17 protein-coding genes are annotated in these 17,772 nt (G+C 58.2%); 6 read left to right on the top strand and 11 right to left on the bottom strand.

Annotated elements, in window-relative coordinates; translation table 11 throughout:
- Positions 1-29 precede the first annotated feature (29 nt).
- The 6 genes from scpB to P1U71_RS08440 are packed head-to-tail and all read right to left on the bottom strand — an operon-like array spanning position 30 to position 5,054.
- Positions 30-638 carry an SMC-Scp complex subunit ScpB gene (scpB, locus tag P1U71_RS08465; protein WP_301105145.1) on the bottom strand — a complete coding sequence of 203 codons (609 nt, stop codon included), beginning with the start codon at positions 636-638 and terminating at the stop codon, positions 30-32.
- Positions 635-1,429, bottom strand: coding sequence for a ScpA family protein (locus P1U71_RS08460; RefSeq protein WP_301105144.1), 795 nt, complete (start codon positions 1,427-1,429; stop codon positions 635-637). The genes scpB and P1U71_RS08460 overlap by 4 nt, the downstream gene beginning before the upstream one ends.
- Before the next feature lie 49 nt (positions 1,430-1,478).
- The gene (locus P1U71_RS08455; RefSeq protein WP_301105143.1) at positions 1,479-2,165 is read right to left on the bottom strand and encodes a site-2 protease family protein; all 687 of its coding nucleotides are present in this window, start codon (positions 2,163-2,165) and stop codon (positions 1,479-1,481) included.
- On the bottom strand, positions 2,165-3,205 hold the full coding sequence (gene nagZ, locus P1U71_RS08450; protein ID WP_301105142.1) for a beta-N-acetylhexosaminidase: 1,041 nt from the start codon (positions 3,203-3,205) through the stop codon (positions 2,165-2,167). Before nagZ ends, P1U71_RS08455 begins: the two co-directional genes overlap by 1 nt.
- Positions 3,192-4,028 (bottom strand): SPOR domain-containing protein, encoded by an 837-nt coding sequence (locus P1U71_RS08445; protein WP_301105140.1) that lies wholly within the window; start codon positions 4,026-4,028, stop codon positions 3,192-3,194. The genes nagZ and P1U71_RS08445 overlap by 14 nt, the downstream gene beginning before the upstream one ends.
- Positions 4,029-5,054, bottom strand: a complete 1,026-nt coding sequence (locus tag P1U71_RS08440; RefSeq protein WP_301105139.1) for a DALR anticodon-binding domain-containing protein — start codon at positions 5,052-5,054, stop codon at positions 4,029-4,031.
- 119 nt (positions 5,055-5,173) lie between these two features.
- Here P1U71_RS08440 and erpA point away from each other — a divergent pair, with 119 nt between their 5' ends.
- The 3 genes from erpA to P1U71_RS08425 all read left to right on the top strand — a co-directional run bounded on the left by erpA (position 5,174) and on the right by P1U71_RS08425 (position 7,332).
- Positions 5,174-5,524 carry an iron-sulfur cluster insertion protein ErpA gene (erpA, locus tag P1U71_RS08435; RefSeq protein WP_301105138.1) on the top strand — a complete coding sequence of 117 codons (351 nt, stop codon included), beginning with the start codon at positions 5,174-5,176 and terminating at the stop codon, positions 5,522-5,524.
- A gap of 69 nt (positions 5,525-5,593) precedes the next feature.
- A complete protein-coding gene (gene xth / locus P1U71_RS08430; protein WP_301105137.1) occupies positions 5,594-6,361 on the top strand; it encodes an exodeoxyribonuclease III in 768 nt (255 codons plus the stop codon).
- Between the two features lie 65 nt (positions 6,362-6,426).
- Positions 6,427-7,332, top strand: coding sequence for a hypothetical protein (locus tag P1U71_RS08425; protein WP_301105136.1), 906 nt, complete (start codon positions 6,427-6,429; stop codon positions 7,330-7,332).
- 65 nt (positions 7,333-7,397) lie between these two features.
- Here P1U71_RS08425 and ilvD read toward each other — a convergent pair whose 3' ends face one another.
- Positions 7,398-9,251 (bottom strand): dihydroxy-acid dehydratase, encoded by a 1,854-nt coding sequence (gene ilvD / locus P1U71_RS08420; protein WP_301105135.1) that lies wholly within the window; start codon positions 9,249-9,251, stop codon positions 7,398-7,400.
- Between the two features lie 186 nt (positions 9,252-9,437).
- On the opposite strand from ilvD, the gene P1U71_RS08415 reads away from it, so the two are divergent.
- Positions 9,438-11,099: an OmpA family protein gene (locus tag P1U71_RS08415; RefSeq protein WP_301105134.1), complete on the top strand. Its 1,662-nt coding sequence runs from the start codon at positions 9,438-9,440 to the stop codon at positions 11,097-11,099.
- Positions 11,100-11,113: 14 nt separating this feature from the next.
- On the opposite strand, the gene P1U71_RS08410 is transcribed toward P1U71_RS08415, so the two are convergent.
- Positions 11,114-12,673 (bottom strand): long-chain fatty acid--CoA ligase, encoded by a 1,560-nt coding sequence (locus P1U71_RS08410; protein ID WP_301105133.1) that lies wholly within the window; start codon positions 12,671-12,673, stop codon positions 11,114-11,116.
- 160 nt (positions 12,674-12,833) lie between these two features.
- Here P1U71_RS08410 and P1U71_RS08405 point away from each other — a divergent pair, with 160 nt between their 5' ends.
- The gene (locus tag P1U71_RS08405; RefSeq protein WP_301105132.1) at positions 12,834-13,247 is read left to right on the top strand and encodes a PaaI family thioesterase; all 414 of its coding nucleotides are present in this window, start codon (positions 12,834-12,836) and stop codon (positions 13,245-13,247) included.
- Positions 13,248-13,255: 8 nt separating this feature from the next.
- Here the strand turns inward: P1U71_RS08405 and P1U71_RS08400 are convergent, their stop codons facing one another.
- On the bottom strand, positions 13,256-13,723 hold the full coding sequence (locus P1U71_RS08400) for a hypothetical protein (RefSeq protein WP_301105130.1): 468 nt from the start codon (positions 13,721-13,723) through the stop codon (positions 13,256-13,258).
- A gap of 217 nt (positions 13,724-13,940) precedes the next feature.
- Positions 13,941-15,395, bottom strand: coding sequence for an amidase (locus P1U71_RS08395; protein WP_301105129.1), 1,455 nt, complete (start codon positions 15,393-15,395; stop codon positions 13,941-13,943).
- Positions 15,396-15,590: 195 nt separating this feature from the next.
- Between P1U71_RS08395 and P1U71_RS08390 the strand changes: the two genes are divergently transcribed.
- Positions 15,591-16,343: a phosphatase PAP2 family protein gene (locus P1U71_RS08390; RefSeq protein WP_301105128.1), complete on the top strand. Its 753-nt coding sequence runs from the start codon at positions 15,591-15,593 to the stop codon at positions 16,341-16,343.
- A 335-nt stretch (positions 16,344-16,678) separates the two neighbouring features.
- On the opposite strand, the gene P1U71_RS08385 is transcribed toward P1U71_RS08390, so the two are convergent.
- On the bottom strand, positions 16,679-17,772 hold a 1,094-nt coding region (locus P1U71_RS08385), incomplete at its 5' end, for a class I tRNA ligase family protein (protein ID WP_301105127.1).

Raw genomic sequence — 17,772 nt, 5'->3', positions numbered from 1 at the left:
TGTTATTCGTGATGCCGACGAGGCCCCGCCTAGAGTTCCTCTTCCTCCGGGTCCTCAACTTCGTCCAGTTCTTCGTCGGGGCGGGCAAGATCATTGAAAATGCCGGTGGGCTCTGTACTGAGCAAACCCGCCGCCTTCATCTCGTCAAAGCCCGGGAGGTCATTGATATCATCAAGGCCGAAATGAATGAGAAAGTCTTCCGTCACACCATAGGTGACCGGCCGTCCCGGCGTCCGACGGCGACCACGCGGGCGTATCCAGCCCGCATCGAACAACACATCCATGGTGCCGCGGCTGAGGCCAACCCCGCGAATTTCCTCAATCTCGGCGCGGGTCGCCGGTTGGTGATAGGCAATAATCGCGAGGGTCTCAAGCGCGGCGCGGCTGAGGCGACGGGTGGTTTCCCGCTCCTCTTCGAGCAGCCAGGAAAGATCCGGCGCCGTCAGAAAGGTCCATTTTCCGGCAAGGCGGGTGAGATTAACGCCCTTATGGCGGTATTGCTCCTCAATGGTCGCGAGGATGGCCGAAATATCGGCGCCGTCGGGTAAGCGTTCCGCCAGCGCGGCCTCATCCAGCGGCTCTTTCGAGGCAAACAGCAGTGCCTCCGCCATTCTGACATGCTCGGGATCGAGACTCATTTCTCGCTATTCCTCTTTTTCACCTGAATGGGGCCGAATGTCGCGCCCTGACGCAGCTCAAGCTGCCCCTCTTTCGCCATCTGCAGGCTCGCCAGCAAGGTCGAGGCCTGGGCCGAGCGGCGGCTGAACGGATCGGAGATATTCTCCGGCAGATACGCCATCAAATCCGTCCATTCCGGCAGGGTGCCGAGCATCTTTTCAAGCCGGTCGAGCGCCGCCTCCACCGAGAAGACAGCGTCGCGCATCAGGCGGAGCGGATTGATGATGCCCTTGCGTTCCTTCTGCGCGGCATAGGCCTGAAGCAACTCCCGTAACGTACAATCATATTTCGAATGGCGGGTAATCCGGATCGCCTCGGGCCTGCCGCGCTGCATCCGGTCGCGCCCGACGACCGTGCCGTTCGTCAGCTTTTCCGCCGCGTCGCGCATCGCCTCCAGCTTTTTCAGCAAAAAGGCCAGCCGGTCCGCCAGTTCCTCTCCGGTCGGGCCATCGTCTTCCTCCGCCGGGAGCAACAGGCGCGACTTCAGATAGGCAAGCCAGGCCGCCATCACCAGATAATCCGCCGCCACCTCAAGGCGGAGCGCGCGGGCCTGCTCGATAAAGGCGAGATACTGCTCCGCCAGCTGCAAAATGGAAATTTTAAGAAGATCTACCTTCTGGTCCCGCGCCAGCACCAAGAGCACATCCAGCGGCCCTTCATAGCCATCAAGATCGACCAGCAGCGCATGCGTGGGAAGCGGGATAACATCGGGGTTTTTCTCTCCCGCCTCGTCGAAGGAGCCCTTATCCACGGTGCGCCGCCTTTACTCTGATTTCTGTGCCTGTCAGCATCGCAAAAGCCTATCCCAGACCGGCCAGATTGGCAATCAGATTGACCACATAGCTGATCGGTCCGGTGAACAGCCAGTTCAGCAGATCAACCTCCATGCCGAGTTGGCGCGTGATCATGGGAAGAAGGAAAATCACCCCGATCAGGATGAAAAATCCATAGCGTTCCAGCCGGGCGAGCGGCAGGGCGAGACTGTCGGGCAGAATGCCGACGGCGACCCGCCCGCCATCCAGCGGCGGCAGCGGCAGCAGGTTAAAAACACCCAGCACCACATTGAGAATAATACCATTTTTGCAATTATGTGCGAGCCATTCAGCCACCTCTCCCGGAAAGAGCGGCAGAAGATGAAAGCCGAGCGCAAAAAGGAAGGCCAGCAGGAAATTCATGCCCGGCCCGGCCAGCGCCACCCAGATCATATCGCGGCGCGGATTGTTCAGGCGACCGAAGTTCACCGGCACCGGCTTCGCATAGCCGAACAGGAACGGCGCCTTGATCAGCAGCAAAATGCCCGGAATGATGATCGTGCCCATCGGGTCGATATGCTTGAACGGATTGAAGGTTACCCGCCCCTGCCGCTTGGCCGTGTCATCGCCGAGTTTCCAGGCAACGAAGCCATGCGCCGCTTCATGCAGGGTAATGGCCGCGAGCGCCGGGATAATCCAGATGGAAATCTGGTAGAAAATATTGCCAAAATCCATCAGGCGACGCCCATTTCCAGAAGATCGTTAAGCCGGGCGAGATCCACCTTTGCGTCCATCTTGTCCGGGGTATGGTTGAACACCTGATTGCCAAGATTGATCCGCGCCTTGGCCTCCTCCGTCAGGGGCGGGCAGACAGCAGCCACTTCCTCCATCTCGATAAGGACACCGGAACAATGCAGCACGATATCCACCCCGGCCTCCAGCGCGGCGGTCGCCCGTTCGGGCAGACTGCCCGACAGCGCCTCCATATTGAGGTCATCGGTCAGCAGAAGCCCGTTAAAGCCGATCTCACCCCGGATAATATCCTTGATGACGGCGGCGGACTGGGTCGCCGGATGATCCGCATCGATGGCGTCAAAGACGATATGGCTGGTCATCCCCCAGGGTAGCATGGAAAGGGCCTTGAAGGGCGCGAAATCCGTCTCCTCCAGCATTTCCAGCTCTGCACCGACATGGGGCAAGGCGTGATGGCTATCGACGGTTGCGCGGCCATGGCCCGGCATATGCTTGATCACGGGAATGATCCCGGCGGTCAGCATTTCCTCCGCCACCACCGCGCCGAGGCGGGCAATGGCCTGCGGATCGCCGTCAAAGGCCCGGTCGCCAATGGCTTCGACAGTCTCCGGCAGGGAAAGATCAAGACAGGGCGTGCAATCCACAGTGATTCCGGCGTCGTTAAGGTCCGCCGCGATCAGCCGGGTCGTCAGGCGCAAGGCCTCAATCGCCTTGTCCGGATCGGATTGATAGAGTTTTCCGAAATAGCCGAAGGGTTTCGCCTCGAACCAGTGGGGCGCGCGCAAGCGCTGCACCCGGCCCCCCTCCTGATCGATCAGGACCGGCGCATCGGGCCGCCCGACCGCCGACCGCAGGGATTTCACGAGTTTCTTGAGCTGTTTTGGTGTCTCCACATTACGAGCGAACAGGATAAAGCCGAAGGGCTGCTCCGCCTTGAAGAATTTCTTCTCCGCCGCGGTCAGCTTCGTTCCTTCACAGCCAAAAATGACGGAGCGGCAGCTGGAAAGATCAGCCCCTGACAACGAGACAATCCTGCTTTTGCGCCTTTAGATCACTGCAAAGCTTGTTCGCGCCGTCCCGGCTGCCATAGGCCCCAAGTTGCAGGCGGTAGTACTTGCCCTTGTCCTTCACATCAACATCCTGTACCCGGTAGTTAAGGCCGGAGAGAAGCGACTTATGCTTGGCGGAAAGCGTTGACCATTGTTTCTCCGCCGCGTCGGGAGAGCGGAAAGAGCCAACCTGCACCCGGTAAAGCGGCCCGCTCGTCTTGGGTTCCTCAACCTTTTTGGGCACCGGTGCCGCCGCCACCTCGACCTTTTTCTCCTCTACCTTGGGTTCAATCTTCTCGACCATCACCTCAGGTTTTTCGGCCGGTTCCGCTGCCTCGGATGCTGCGGCATCCGCCGTGGGCGCGTCCTTCGTTGCCTTCTCGATCAGGGTTTCAAGCTTGTTCTCGTCCGCAGCCTTTTCGGCCTCGCTCACGGCTGCCGTCTCAGTCGCCTCATCCTTGATCGCGTCTTCCGGTGGCGGCATCAGTTTTTCCACCTTCTCAGGCGCGTCGCCGGATTTCAGCACGTTAAAGACCTGTTTGTCCTGATTGGGGATATCCATCCCGCCCGGATCGTCGGGCTTGACCTTGACGGGCGATGTGTCGGCGCTGATGATTGGCGGGGCGAGCTGGACGCCCTTTTTAACGCCCTGATCATAGGCATACCAGATGCCGATCCCGAAACCGCCGATGATCAACAGGGCGAGAATGCCGCCAATCCATTTCTTGCGGCTGAAACGCGGCTCATCTTCGCCATCGTAGAAGTCATCGTCCAGATAATCATCATCGTCAGTCACTTAACCATACTCCTTTACTGCATCAACGCCGAGAAGCCTCACGCCGCCGATTAAAATTACATCAAGCGCACCCAGCAAGCAAAGGCGCGCCGGTCGCTCCGCCTCCGCCGTCAGATAGTTTGACGATACAGGATGCACCCGTTTATTGAGTTTGAAAAATAGCAAGGAAAGCGCCTGGAGGAAAGAGGCGAGATAAAATGCGTCCCGTTTGCGCATCGACCGTTCAAGCGCCAGCGGCCAGTCGCTCAAAAGCCGCGCCAGCGCCACCTCCTCCGGCAATTTCAGAACCGACATATCCACCCCGTCACTCATACCGGTTTCCGCCGCCTCCGCCGTCGCGCCGAGCCGTTGTAGCATCAGGCGCGCGTAAGGTATCGCGAAAACCGGATTATCATAGTGCCGGTCTATGGCTAAAATAGGGCTGAACGCATCGATAAAGCCGGGCGGATTGGCGATAACGGCAAAGCGTGTCTTCGCCTCGGTGCATTTTGCAATTGCCGTTTTATGGGGGAACCCCGCTGCCTCCCGCACTGGCAGAGGCTCGCGCACCACCTCCGCGCCAGTCAGCACCGCAATACGGTCCAGCGCCTCAAAATTTGCCTGCTCACGGAAACTCGCGAGGTCAACAACTTCCGCCGGTGCCGGGAAAACGCAATTTTTCGCGGCTATCCTCTCCAGGCCGAATTCCAACCCGTCACTCAACACCAGTAAAATATTATTTAACCAGTGTTTTACAGAATATTTAATGTTGATATAGCCGTTATCCTCCAGGCGAACATCGCTAACCTCCGCCATCTCACTAAAGGCGGTAACAAGCTTTTCCGAGATGGATTTAAAGTCTATATTCTTTTTTGATTTCAAAATAATACAGGTGTTTGTTGAGAGATCACCATAAGATTTTTCCTTTGGCGGACGCAACGTCACCTCCCGCAGGATCGCCGCTTTTTCCGCCTGATCCGCAAACTCAACCGCATCGAATGTGGAGTGAAGTGCCTCCCGGGCCTCGGTTATATAGCTGATGGACATAATGCAGGCACCTTTTCGGGACCGTCGATTGACAAACAGGCATAGGATTAATACATCATTTGCTATATAGTCTCTATAACGAAGGCGGTTTGTCTTTGTAAGATGGGAATTTAAGTACGATGTCTGTCATGGATACAATGGAGCCTCCCGTCAAGCTGTCGACTTCGGCAGCGGACCGGATTAATGCCATTGTCGAGGAAATGAACTCCGACAAGAAGATGCTGCGCGTCGCGGTCAATGGCGGCGGCTGCTCGGGCTTTCAGTACAGCTTTGATCTGGAGGATACGCAAAACCCGGACGATGTGGCGGTGACCAACAAGGGCGCGACCCTGCTGGTGGACCAGATGTCGTTGATGTATCTCGCCGGGTCGGAGATTGATTTTGTCGATGACATGATCGGCGCGTCCTTCCAGATCAAGAACCCCAACGCCACGGCCTCCTGCTCCTGCGGATCGTCATTTGCCATTTGATTGAGGCGGCAAAGATGCTAGAAAAAAGGCCCGGTTTTCGCCGGGCTTTTGTTTTGCGCGAGGGGTGATATGAAGATAGCCAGCTGGAACGTCAATTCGGTGAAAGCCCGCCTGCCGCGGCTTACCGATTACTTAAAAGACTATGCGCCGGATGTCCTCTGCCTGCAGGAACTGAAAGTCATTGACGACAACTTCCCCCGCCTGGAGGTGGAGGATCTTGGCTATAATGTCGAGACTCATGGCCAGAAAACCTATAACGGCGTGGCGATCCTCTCGAAATCCCCGATCGAGGATGTGATGCGCGGCCTGCCGGGCGATGACGCGGATGAGCAGGCCCGCTATATCGAGGCGACCATCAACAATGTTCGTATCGCCTCCATCTACTTACCCAACGGCAACCCGACCGACACGGAGAAATTCCCCTACAAGCTTGGATGGATGGACCGTCTGATCACCCGCGCGAAATATCTTCTCACGCTGGAAGAACCCATTGTGCTGGGCGGTGATTACAATGTGATCCCGCAGGATGAGGATTGCTATGACCCGAAAGCCTGGGAAGGCGACGCCCTCACCCGCCCCGAGAGCCGCAATCGTTTTCGCCAGATTCTTAATTTGGGCTATGCGGACGCCTACCGCGCTTTCACGAGTGAGGTGAATTACACCTACTGGGATTACCAGCGCGGGGCGTGGCAGAAGGATAACGGCATCCGCATCGATCATCTCCTCCTCTCCCCGCAGGCTGCCGACCGGATGACGGAGGTCGGCATCGACAAGGACCCGCGCGGTCAGGAAAAACCCTCCGATCATACGCCGATCTGGGTCGATCTTGCGGACTAGTTCAGAAAAATATTAAGGATTTCCGGCTATTCTGCCCCTGACGATGACCAAAGGGGCGCGAAGTTATGGGCCGGTATGGAAAAATTGACCTGATCACGGAAGACGAGGCGCGGCAAAACCCCGCGCTCCTGACCGCAAAAATGTCCTGGAAAGGGCATTTGATTGTTGCGCTGTTCCTCCTGGGTTGGAGCGTCGTATTTCCGGCTTTTCTGGGGGCGAACGATCTGTTCAGCAGGGGCGACTCCCTCTTCAGTATCCTGTTCGCGATCTTTATCTGGCTCTTTTGCGGCGTGATTGTCCTGACCTGCGCGCTTGTTGGCCTGGTCTTTCTCTCCTCCGCCGTCGCCGCGATGAAGCAAAGCAACTGGACGCTGCGCGCCGCGCCGGAAGGGCTCTATCTCAAGCTCCGCAATTACAGCGATCACCGCTTAAATGCCGCTGACCCCATCGTCGCCTTTATCCCAAAACGGGAAATCCGCGCGCTCCGCTTCATGGGACAGAAAACCCGCATGGTGACCGATGCGGACGTGCCGGAGGATAATCATGTCCACAAGGAGGAAAGCCTTGAGATTGCACTTTATGGGGACGATCTTGCCAGGGTTGCCACCGCGCTTGAAGAAGAACGCCGCCGCAAGGGGCCGACCTGGATCAAGGGGGTGACCGCAAACGCCAAGGGGTCGGACATCAAGCTAATGACAGAGACCGGCATCATCCGCATTGACTGGAAAACCCGCAAGACCCGCCTCACCCCGTCGATGAAGGAGGCGGAGGGCATTCTGAACGGTCTCTACCGGACGGAGACGGCGGAAGCGGCGGAGGAAGCCCCACTCCTCTCCCTCTCAACGGAGGAACAGGAAGACCGCCTCCGCGAGATGGTCCGCCGCGGCGACGCCCTCGGCGCCACCGCCCTTCTCCGCGAGAACCGCGGCCTCACCCTGACGGAGGCGCATCAGTATCTGAAGAGTTTGTGAAGGGTGACAAAAAAACGCCCGCCGGGCGTACCAGCGGGCTTTTCTGTTGGGTGCGCGCCTATCGGCTAGCGTTTCAGCTGATCGACGTCGCGGACGGCGCCTCTTGCGGCGCTGGTGGTGAGCGCGGCGTAGGCGCGGAGGGCGGTGGTGATTTTGCGGGCACGCGGCTTGGTCGGTGCCCATCCGGCATCGCCCTTCGCATCCATCCTGATCCGCCGGTTCGCCATCTCGTCATCGGAAACGCGCAGATTAATCGTCCGGTTCGGGATGTCGATATCGATGATATCCCCCTCCTCCACCAGGCCAATCGCGCCGCCTTCCGCCGCTTCAGGGGAGACATGGCCGATGGAGAGGCCCGACGTACCGCCGGAAAACCGCCCGTCGGTCAGGAGCGCGCATTGCTTGCCGAGGCCCTTCGATTTGAGGTAGGACGTCGGGTACAGCATTTCCTGCATACCGGGGCCACCCTTCGGCCCTTCATAGACAATAACGACGACGTCGCCCGCCTTGATCTCATCACCGAGGATCGCCTCGACCGCCGCGTCCTGGCTCTCGAATACGCGGGCCGGGCCGGAGAATTTGAGGCTGCCCTCATCGACGCCCGCCGTCTTCACGATACAACCATCCAGCGCAATATTCCCGTAAAGAACGGCAAGCCCGCCATCCTGTGAATAGGCATGCTCCTTCGCGCGGATACAGCCGTTTTCCCGGTCAACATCAAGATCGGGGTAACGCTTCGACTGGCTGAACGCCTCGGTCGTGCGGACCCCGCCGGGACCGGCGCGGTAAAATTCCTGCACCGTGTTACTGCGGGTTTTGACGACATCCCACAGCTCAATCGCCTCGGCCATGGTTGGCGAATGCACTGTCGGCACGTCGGTATGCAAAAGCTCCGCCCGGGACAGCTCCCCCAAGAGGCCCATGATGCCACCGGCGCGATGCACATCCTCCATATGATAGGTCTGGATGCTGGGCGCGACCTTGCACAGATGCGGCACCCCTCGGCTCAGGCGGTCAATATCCTCCATCTTGAAATCAACCTCCCCTTCCTGCGCGGCGGCAAGAAGATGAAGGACCGTATTGGTCGAGCCGCCCATGGCGATATCCAGAGTCATCGCATTTTCAAACGCCTCGAAACTGGCGATTTCGCGCGGCAGCAGTCCGGGCTCATCCATTTCATAATGACGGCGGGTGATATCGACAATGGTCCGCGCCGCATCGAGGAAGAGCTGCTTGCGATCCGCATGGGTCGCCAGCATGCTGCCGTTCCCGGGCAGCGCAAGGCCGAGCGCTTCGGTCAGGCAGTTCATGGAATTGGCGGTAAACATGCCCGAGCAGGAGCCGCAAGTCGGACAGGCCGAGCGTTCCACTTCCGCCACCTCTGCGTCGGAAACATTCGGGTCCGCCGCCTGGATCATCGCGTCGATGAGGTCGAGGCCAATCTCCTTGCCGTCGGCCATGCCTTTACCAGCCTCCATCGGGCCGCCGGAGACAAACACCACCGGGATATTGAGCCGCATGGCCGCCATCAGCATCCCGGGTGTGATCTTGTCGCAGTTGGAAATGCAGACCAGCGCATCGGCGCAATGGCCATTGACCATATATTCCACGGCATCGGCGATCACTTCGCGCGAGGGCAGGCTGTAGAGCATGCCGTCATGGCCCATGGCAATCCCGTCATCGACGGCGATGGTGTTGAATTCCTTGGCCACACCGCCGCATTTCTCAATCTCCCGCGCGACCATCTGGCCGAGATCCTTCAGATGCACATGGCCGGGCACAAACTGCGTAAAGCTGTTGGCGATCGCGATAATCGGTTTCTCGAAATCGCCATCCGTCATGCCGGTGGCGCGCCAGAGTGCCCGGGCGCCCGCCATGTTCCGTCCCTGCGTGGTGGTCTTCGATCGATATTGGGGCATATTCTTCTCTTTCGTGAAATCTATAGTCCCTAGTTAATACGATCGGCGAGCGAGGACAAGCGCCAGCCCGGATTTACGAAGGCCGGGGGGATATTTTTCGCGGAAATACACCTTATACTTGTTTTTAATATTTAATTTACTATTTTTAAGATTATTTGCTTCCGAAAACCAAGAGGCGTCGAAACAATGCAATGTGAAGGAATAACGCGCGCCGGGGTGCGCTGCCGCAACAAGGCTCTTGATGATGACATCTTCTGCGAGGTGCATTTGCGGGTGAACCGCACCTATAACCTCGCGTTGCTGGTGCCGTTCCTGACCACCCTTGTGCTATGCTATTTCTTTGTTTTTGGCCTGTTTTTCGAAACGCTGCATTACGGCGTTTTCGATCTTCAGTACCTTAAATTTGCAGGACTTGACGATTTCTTCATCAGCGCGCTCAGGAACGGCGGCGTGCTGACGGTTATCATCCTGAAAGCCTGGGTATTCTATACGATTATCCTTGCCGTGATTTTCGGCATCTGGCTGCTGGTCAAGGTCACCCTGTCCACCTCGCACAAGCATCTGAAACCCGTCCGGCGGCTCAAGATCATCGGCCTCAGCCTCGGGATTTTTATTCTCAACATCCTGCATATGTTCATTTTTCTGCTGCCAAAGCGCAATCGCAAGAACCCGTCGCAAATCCTGATCGGGCGCGAACATCTGGCCCTCTCCCTGCATCGCCACAAGAAAGCGCTACACGCCGCCACCGGGCCCGACGCGGGTGATATTGCGCGCGATATCTACCGTCGTTTCCTTGCGGTCTGCACGTTCAACAATCATCGTTTCTTTGTGACGATCCTGTTGCTCGTGCTGGCCTCAAGCGGATCGATCCTCTATGCCGCTCATCAGGCACGGGATTTGCGCGAATGTATCATCATGGTGGCGGACAAGAAAATTGTCCCCGCTGCGACGGAGACCAAGACCCTGTACCCGGCGCTCAATATGTCGAACCTCTGCCATAGCGACCTCGCCGACCTGCCGGAGGAAGTGGCCGTGTCGGATAAGTTCCAGCGAAGCCTGACCAGTTTTTTCAGCTTCCCCGTTGTAAGGTTGCATCAGGGAGCGACTGCAGAGCCGGTCCTCTATCTTGGCTCTACCTCCCGGTTCGAACTGTTCTTCAACGGCAGCACCCGCCTCCCCTTCGCCGTGCCGGTCGAAAATCTCGGACCCCTTTATGGCGGAGAGACGCCGAAGGAAGAGACGCGCCTTGCCGGTCTTGAGGACAAGATCGGGACCATCGAGAAGCTGGCGCGGGAGAATAGCGACAATATCACAACCCTCGCCAAGTCAACCCGGCAACGCGAACAGGCGGACACAGCAAATCTCAAGCTGAAGCTGGACGCGCTGGAACGGAGCGCCGCGAAATCAGAGGCTGCGCTTGATAATCTTGAGGAAGGGCTTGGCCGGATCTCTTACGCCCTCAATGAAGTGGAACTCGATCATACCAAGCGCATTGTCGCCACCATCCCCGACTACTGCTGGGATCAATCGCCGCATCTGGTGGTGACGTTCAAGGTCGGCTCGACGGCGGTGCCCAGCGAAGAGACAAAAAGCCTGATCCGCAAGCTGGCGGGCCGGTATCTCGATGGCGGCAGCCAATTCATCGTGGTCTCCGGCCATTCGGACCCGAGCGGGTCGAGCTTTGATAACTACCGCCTCTCGCGTCAACGCGCGGCGGCGGTCACCCGCCTGCTGACAGAGGCCGGGCTCAACAAGACCGCGCTCTATATGATCGGCCGGGGCGAGGATAACAGCAGCAGCCTGCCCCGACGGCGGGTCGAGGTCAGGGATTGTACCCGCGCCGGGTGACGGAATGGCGCGCGCTAACTGACCTGCTTTTCCTTGTCCGCCCAATAGGGTTTGCGCAGTTCCGTCTTCAAAATCTTGCCCGCCCCGGAGAGCGGCAGCGGATCGGTCACGAAGGTAACGCTGCGCGGGCATTTGAACCCGGCGATCAGCGTGTGGCTGAACGCGATCACATCCTGCTCGCTGCTCTCCTTGCCGTCATGCAGCCGGACAACGGCGTGGACCTGCTCGCCCCAGGTTTCATGGGGGATACCGATCACCGCGCATTCGGCAACCGCCGGATGCTGATAGACCGCATTCTCGACCTCGGCGGAATAGACATTCTCCCCGCCCGATATGATCATGTCCTTCACCCGATCGACGACATAGACGAAGCCCTGCTCATCCATATAGCCGCCGTCGCCCGAATGCATCCAGCCCCCGCGAAGCGCCTCTGCCGTCTGCTCTGGCTTGTTCCAGTAACCGAGCATGACATTCGCGCCACGCACGCAAATCTGTCCAACGGTGCCATAGGGCACTTCTGCGTCATTGGCATCGAAAATCCGCACCTCCACCGCATAGGCGGGCCGCCCCGCCGACTTGAACCGCCCCGCGTTCGGCCCGTCCATCACATGAAATTCCGGCCCCGTAAAAGTCACCAGCGGCGCGCATTCCGTCTGGCCATAGGCATGAGTGAAGCCCGCGTCCGGCAGAACCTCCAGCGCTTTCACGATCACCGCCTCCGGCATCGGGGAGGCGCCATAGATAATGTCTTTCAGGCTCGACATATCGTAGTTGGCAATATCCGGGTCATTGACCACCATATTGACCATGGTCGGCACGAGAAGGGTATTGGTGATCTTATATTGCTGTACCGCCTCCATCGTGCCCTTGGGCGTGAAGCCCGGAATGAAAACATGGACACCGAGGCCCATGGTCGTGCCGAACACCGCCGCGCCATCAGCAATATGGAACATCGGCGCCACATGCAGCCAGCGGGCATCTTCCTCGAAGCTGAAGCAGGGCATGGCGTTCAGCGTGTTGGTGATGAAGTTCGTATGGCTGAGCATTACCCCCTTGGAGACGCCCGTCGTCCCGCCGGTATAAAAAAGCCCGGCGATATCGTCAAAGCCGCGCCCGGCATCCGGGACCGGATCATGGCTCTCGATGAGGGTTTCATAATTCAGCATCCCCTCCGGTGTGTCGCCATCGCCGATATAAACAATTTCCCGCAAACTCGCGACCCGCTTTTTCAGCTCCGGCACGGCGGGCGCAAAGGCGTCATCGACGAGCAGGATTTCCGAGCCTGAATCATCCAGCCAATAGGCAAACTCCGGCACCGCAAGGCGCGTATTCACGGGCACGAACACCCCGCCCGCCCAGGGCGTCGCATAGTAGAATTCCAGATACCGATCGGAATTATGCGCGAGAATGGCCACCCGTTCCCCCTTCGTGATGCCGAAAGACCGGAGCGCGCCGGCAAACTTCTGTACCCGTTCCGCAAACTCCCCATAGGTCCGCTCCCGCCCGGCGCAAATGGTGGCGATGCAGTCGCGCTTGGTCTGGACCGCGCGCGTCAATAACTGTGAAATAAACATTCCCTGCTCCCTGTCTGTTTTCTTGAAATATTAGAGAAATCGCAGCGAACGTAAAGGGAAAGGATGACACCGCAGGAAATGGGCGATTGCATTGCATATTGCCCGCCGCCGAAACTTGCGCCATTGTAACTTTGGCAGAAATCTAACAATAAAGGGCCGCATGTCTGAAATTACTCTAAAGGAAGCGCAAGACTTCTTCGAAAACAGCTTCGCCGACTGGATCAAGGAGCTGGACATCACGATCACCGACATTACGACGGGAAGCGCGACGTTACGCATTCCCGCAACGGACCGGATCAATCGCCTGGGCGGGATGATCTGCGGTCAGGCGATCATGGCGCTTGCCGATACCGCCATGGTCTTTGCCGTCGCCGCCAATGCGGGCTCTTTCGTCTCCATGACCTCCGTCAATATGCAGACGACCTTCCTCCGTCCGGCGCAAGGGGACGAGATGTTCGCCGAGGCACGCATTGTCAAGTCCGGCAAGCGGCTCGTCTATGGGGAGGTAAATTTGCATATGGGCGACGCGGCGAAACCTGTCTCCCATGTGACGACCAGCGTCATGCTGCTGTAGCAGGCAAATTATTTCTTCAGGAAGGATCCCTGATGATGGTCATCGATCAGGCGGTCGGATAATTTCGGCGACGCCAGGCGGATCCGCTGTCTCTTTGGCGTCTCTCCGGTGTCGTAAATATCTTCCATATTATCCTGAAAGCTCGGCGGTACACGGACGGCTTCTTCCGTCATGGCTGTGTGGCTGTCCCGCGCCGGGCGATACCCCCGCGACAGCAGCGAATGATAGTGCCAGGCGTTATAGACGAAAATGAAAACCGGCAGGGAGAAACCAAGCGTCGCCAGATTGACCAGCGACATGCCGACAAAGCCGAGGATATGGCTCCGGTACAACGCCGGAAAGGGCCCGAAAAACAGGCAGGTCCAGGAGATGCCCGCATAGGCAATCGCCCGTCTCCGGGTTTGCGGCTCGATCATCGGAATGGCATAGGCCATTTTTGCCTCCAAAGCAGAAGTTCCGCCGTCATCCCGGTCCATATTCGCCGCTCAGACCGAGGCGCATCGGCGCAGTCATCCTGCGACAAGAGGTAGCAAGATTTTCTTTACAAAGTCTTGCTATCTGTCTGCATTTTTACGAAAAATTTAGGCTTCGGTCGCCCGGAGATTTATTTTCCGTTTAAATACAGTCTCTTATCAAAGGCCGCCGAAATTAAGGCATTTTCGGGGAGTCTTTGGGGTTAAGGCTGCGCCCGGCTCAATCATACCCGGGCGGCGGGGTGAAGCCGCCGAATGCCTCCTCGATCAGCTGGCAGAGCCGGAGGGAGGTCTTGTCCTCGCCGTAAGCCGCGACGGCCTGCAGCCCGACCGGCAGACCGCCGGGCGTGATCCCCGCCGGCACCACGGTGGAGGGCAGATCGACCATGTTGGGGTAGCCCGCCCAAAACATCTGATCCGTGCTCGGCTGCGGATTGCCATTGATATCGATCATGCGGTCCTGCCGCTCCCCCGTCTGGTTTTGCGGGAACGCCGGTCCGGCGGCGGCGGGACAGATGAGAATATCGTAGTCCTCAAAGAACGATGCCCATTTTAGCGCCATCAGGTGACGCTCGTTATTGATCCGCAGCCATTCCTTATGCGGCAGCGTCCCGGCCCGCGCCATCAGGGTGAGATAGCTCTTGTCGTCGGGATCCGCCTCGGCAACGATCTTGCGAAAGCGCGCCAGCTGCTCCTCGGTAAGTGCGCCGGACGTCGCCGCCCGCAAGAGCAGGATATAGGTCTCATAGGCCGCGGCGATGGGAATATCGGGCCGGGCGGTGCGGCTGACGCGGGCGCCCGCCGCCTCCAGCTTGTCGGCAATGGCGCTGAGGGCCGCCTGATAGTCATTATCGACATCGAACCCCTCGGCGCTCGTCATCACGGCGACGCGGAAATCCGCAAGGTGCCGGTGGCGCGCCGGTTTCAGGTTGAGCGTCCAGGCGGCGTTTTGCGGTCGCCCCGCCCCCGCCATCACATCGAGGGCAATTTCGAGATCGAAGGCGGAGCGTGCGAGCGGGCCCAGCACGGCGATATCGCTGTCGGCGACAATCCCCGGCGGTTTCTGGCCATGCCCCGGAATGATGCCATAGGTCGGCTTGTGACCGCAGACGCCGCAGTAATGCGCCGGGTTACGGATGGACGCGCCAATGTCGGAGCCGGTCTCGATCCCCGACAGCCCCGCCGCCAGTGCCGCAGCCGAGCCGCCCGACGAGCCGCCCGGTGTCCGGCCGAGGTCCCAGGGATTGTTCGTCGTGCCGTAGATATCGTTAAAGCTCTGCCAGTCGGCGAGCATGAAGGGCACGTTGGTCTTGCCGAAGATATTCGCGCCGACATCGAGAAGCCGCTGCACACTCAGGGCATTTTTCTCCGGATAATGGTCTTTCCACGCCGGATTGCCCCAGGTCGAGGGGCTGCCAACAAGGTTGTAGCTTTCCTTGATCGTCATCGGCACACCGTGGAGCGGGCCCAGCCGATCGCCTCTGCTCCGCGCCGCATCCGCCTCCCGCGCCCGTGCCCGCGCGGTTTTCTCGTCCATCCAGATCACGGCATTGAGATCGCCGTTATATTTGGCGATGCGCGCGAGATAATGATCGAGCAGCTCCTCCGCGCCGATTTCCCCTTGAACGATTTTCGCCGCCTGTTCATGGGCGGACGCAAAATGAATGTCTGTCATGGATGGGCTCCCTCTCGCTGATGCCGGGTATTCCCGGCTTTTCGTTGCGTGAAATTATCAGCGGAAGTGTAAGGCTATTTTCCCTCCCGCCTCAATCACAAACTTACGAGCCGGGATTGACAAGCCCATTTCCCTAACCATAAATAGAAGATCATATGACAATTTGGTTACAATATTAGAGTAAACCGGAGCGCAATGTCCCTTTCCACCTCAGACGCGCGCCTGCTGCGAACGCGAATAACCCTGCTGATCGTCTGCACCCTGTCGGCCGTGATTTTGCTGATGTCAAATCTGACCGGGTTCTATGACGTCATCTGGCGGAAGCTGGATATTGGTGTTTTCCGGATCCTGAATGACACAATTACGCCGGATGGCTTCCTCACCCAGTTCTGGGCCTGGACGAACAGTAAAACCTTCGATCAGGGAACATTCGTTGCCATGCTTGCCATCTGTATCTATATGGTGGCCTCGACGGAGCGGAAAGCACGTATCGCGGTCATGGCGAAACTTAGCGCAATTACCTTCCTCATCCTGCTCGCCTTGCTGGTGTCGAAAAAGCTGGTTGGCGATTTCATTCATCCAAGCCCCGGCCTCGTTCTCAGCCCGTTCAACAACATAAATGACTATATCACGGGCTATACGGTGAAGACCTCGACCGACAATTCCTTCCCCGGAGACCATGCGATGACCAGCGCGCTGTTCGCGGGCGGTATTATTATGCTGTTCCGGGATCGTCCCTATATCGCGATTTTAAGCGTTCTGCTGATGGTTTTCGTTTGCCTACCACGCCTTGCGGGCGGCGGTCATTGGCTGACGGATGCGATAGTCGGCGGCGGAGCGGCCTGCCTGATCCTGTTGCCGTGGCTCGTCATCTGTCCGATGGTGCCCTGGATTGAACGGCAGCAGACCCGCCTCTGGAACGCCGTGATCGCGCGCGCCGGATCTTAATTCGTTACCTTTTTTGAGGGCGGATTTGCGATACAGTCCTTCCGCTATCTCGCGTAATTCGGGCAATTTATGCTCATTCGCGATTTCAATTAACCGCTTCCTCATCTGGGGGATGGTTTTTGTTCGGTTGCCCAATACATGGGTTTGCGGATATTCACTTTGCATTGCTGACCTCTTGGTTAAAAATGTCTAATACATCGTTATCCCGCAAGTAATGTGGTATATTTCCGGTTCAAGCTTTGGCCGCATCGATCATAAAATGATCATATTTTTGCCATCAAACAGACAAAAAAAAGCGGCGCCAAAGCGCCGCTTCTTAATCCCGAGCCGGGCGTTCAAAGCTCCGCGAGGCGTTCCGCTGCATCGTTGAGCTTGGCGAGTTGGGTTTCGGCATCCGCCAGCTTCGCCTTCTCGCCCTCGACCACATCCGCCGGGGCATTGGCGACGAATTTTTCGTTGCCGAGCTTCTTGTTGAGGCCGGTCATATAGCCCGAGAGCTTAGCCATTTCCTTGGCGATCCGCGCTTTCTCCGCGTCCAGATCCATCGCCCCCGCGAGCGGGAGTATGACCGTCGCGCCCTTATGCACAAATTGCAGCGCCCCTTTCGGCACAGCGGCATCAATCTCGCGCGACTCCAGCCGGGCCATGCGGGCGATGATATCCCAATGTTTTTCAAGCCGGGCGTTATCGTCCGCGCTCCCCTCATTGAAGATCAGCGGAATTTTCGCACCGGCGGGCACATTCATTTCGCTGCGCACCCCGCGAATGCCGGTGATCAGCTCCTGTACCCAATCCATTTCCGCCGTTGCATCCGCATTGACGCCCTCCGCCGGATAGACCGGCCAGTCGGCAACGATCAGATCGCTGTTCCGCTTTGCCGCGACGCTGCCCCAGAGTTCCTCAGTGACAAACGGCATAAAGGGATGCAGGATTTTCAGGATCTGGTCCAGCGCCCAGGCCGCTGTTGCCTGCGTTTCCGCCTTGTCATTGCCCATGAAGGGCAGCTTCGCGAATTCGAGATACCAGTCGCAGAAGACATTCCAGGTGAAGGCATAGATCGCGTTGGAGGCATCGTTAAAACGATAGCCCTCGATCGCCGCGCGCACCGCGCTTTCGCATTTGACCGTCTCGCCGACAATCCATTGATTAATGGTCTCTTTCACCGCGAAGGGATCAAACCCTTCCGGCACCGCGCAGTCATTCATCTCGCAGAAGCGGGCGGCATTCCAGAGCTTGGTCGCAAAATTGCGGTAGCCCTCGACCCGCTGCTCGGAAAGGCGCACATCGCGGCCTTGCGCGGCGCTGGTGGAGAGGAAAAAACGCAGCGCATCGGCGCCGTATTTGTCCATCAGCTCCAGCGGGTCGACCACATTACCCTTGGATTTGGACATCTTCGCGCCCTGCTCATCGCGGACCAGCGCATGGATAT

Origin of the sequence: Sneathiella sp., assembly GCF_029233945.1 — a bacterium.
Classification (GTDB): Bacteria; Pseudomonadota; Alphaproteobacteria; order Sneathiellales; family Sneathiellaceae; genus Sneathiella.
The sequence above is the reverse complement of the archived record's forward strand: the minus strand, read 5'-3'. Positions and strand labels throughout refer to the sequence as shown.

Excerpts from the sequence above, each read along its gene's own strand:
- P1U71_RS08455 (WP_301105143.1), bottom strand. The coding sequence starts at position 2,165 with ATGGATTTTGGCAATATTTTCTACCAGATTTCCATCTGGATTATCCCG.
- xth (WP_301105137.1), top strand. The coding sequence starts at position 5,594 with ATGAAGATAGCCAGCTGGAACGTCAATTCGGTGAAAGCCCGCCTGCCG.
- erpA (WP_301105138.1), top strand. The coding sequence starts at position 5,174 with ATGTCTGTCATGGATACAATGGAGCCTCCCGTCAAGCTGTCGACTTCG.
- P1U71_RS08415 (WP_301105134.1), top strand. The coding sequence starts at position 9,438 with ATGCAATGTGAAGGAATAACGCGCGCCGGGGTGCGCTGCCGCAACAAG.
- P1U71_RS08390 (WP_301105128.1), top strand. The coding sequence starts at position 15,591 with ATGTCCCTTTCCACCTCAGACGCGCGCCTGCTGCGAACGCGAATAACC.
- ilvD (WP_301105135.1), bottom strand. The coding sequence starts at position 9,251 with ATGCCCCAATATCGATCGAAGACCACCACGCAGGGACGGAACATGGCG.
- P1U71_RS08395 (WP_301105129.1), bottom strand. The coding sequence starts at position 15,395 with ATGACAGACATTCATTTTGCGTCCGCCCATGAACAGGCGGCGAAAATC.
- P1U71_RS08410 (WP_301105133.1), bottom strand. The coding sequence starts at position 12,673 with ATGTTTATTTCACAGTTATTGACGCGCGCGGTCCAGACCAAGCGCGAC.
- P1U71_RS08440 (WP_301105139.1), bottom strand. The coding sequence starts at position 5,054 with ATGTCCATCAGCTATATAACCGAGGCCCGGGAGGCACTTCACTCCACA.
- P1U71_RS08425 (WP_301105136.1), top strand. The coding sequence starts at position 6,427 with ATGGGCCGGTATGGAAAAATTGACCTGATCACGGAAGACGAGGCGCGG.
- P1U71_RS08400 (WP_301105130.1), bottom strand. The coding sequence starts at position 13,723 with ATGGACCGGGATGACGGCGGAACTTCTGCTTTGGAGGCAAAAATGGCC.
- P1U71_RS08405 (WP_301105132.1), top strand. The coding sequence starts at position 12,834 with ATGTCTGAAATTACTCTAAAGGAAGCGCAAGACTTCTTCGAAAACAGC.
- scpB (WP_301105145.1), bottom strand. The coding sequence starts at position 638 with ATGAGTCTCGATCCCGAGCATGTCAGAATGGCGGAGGCACTGCTGTTT.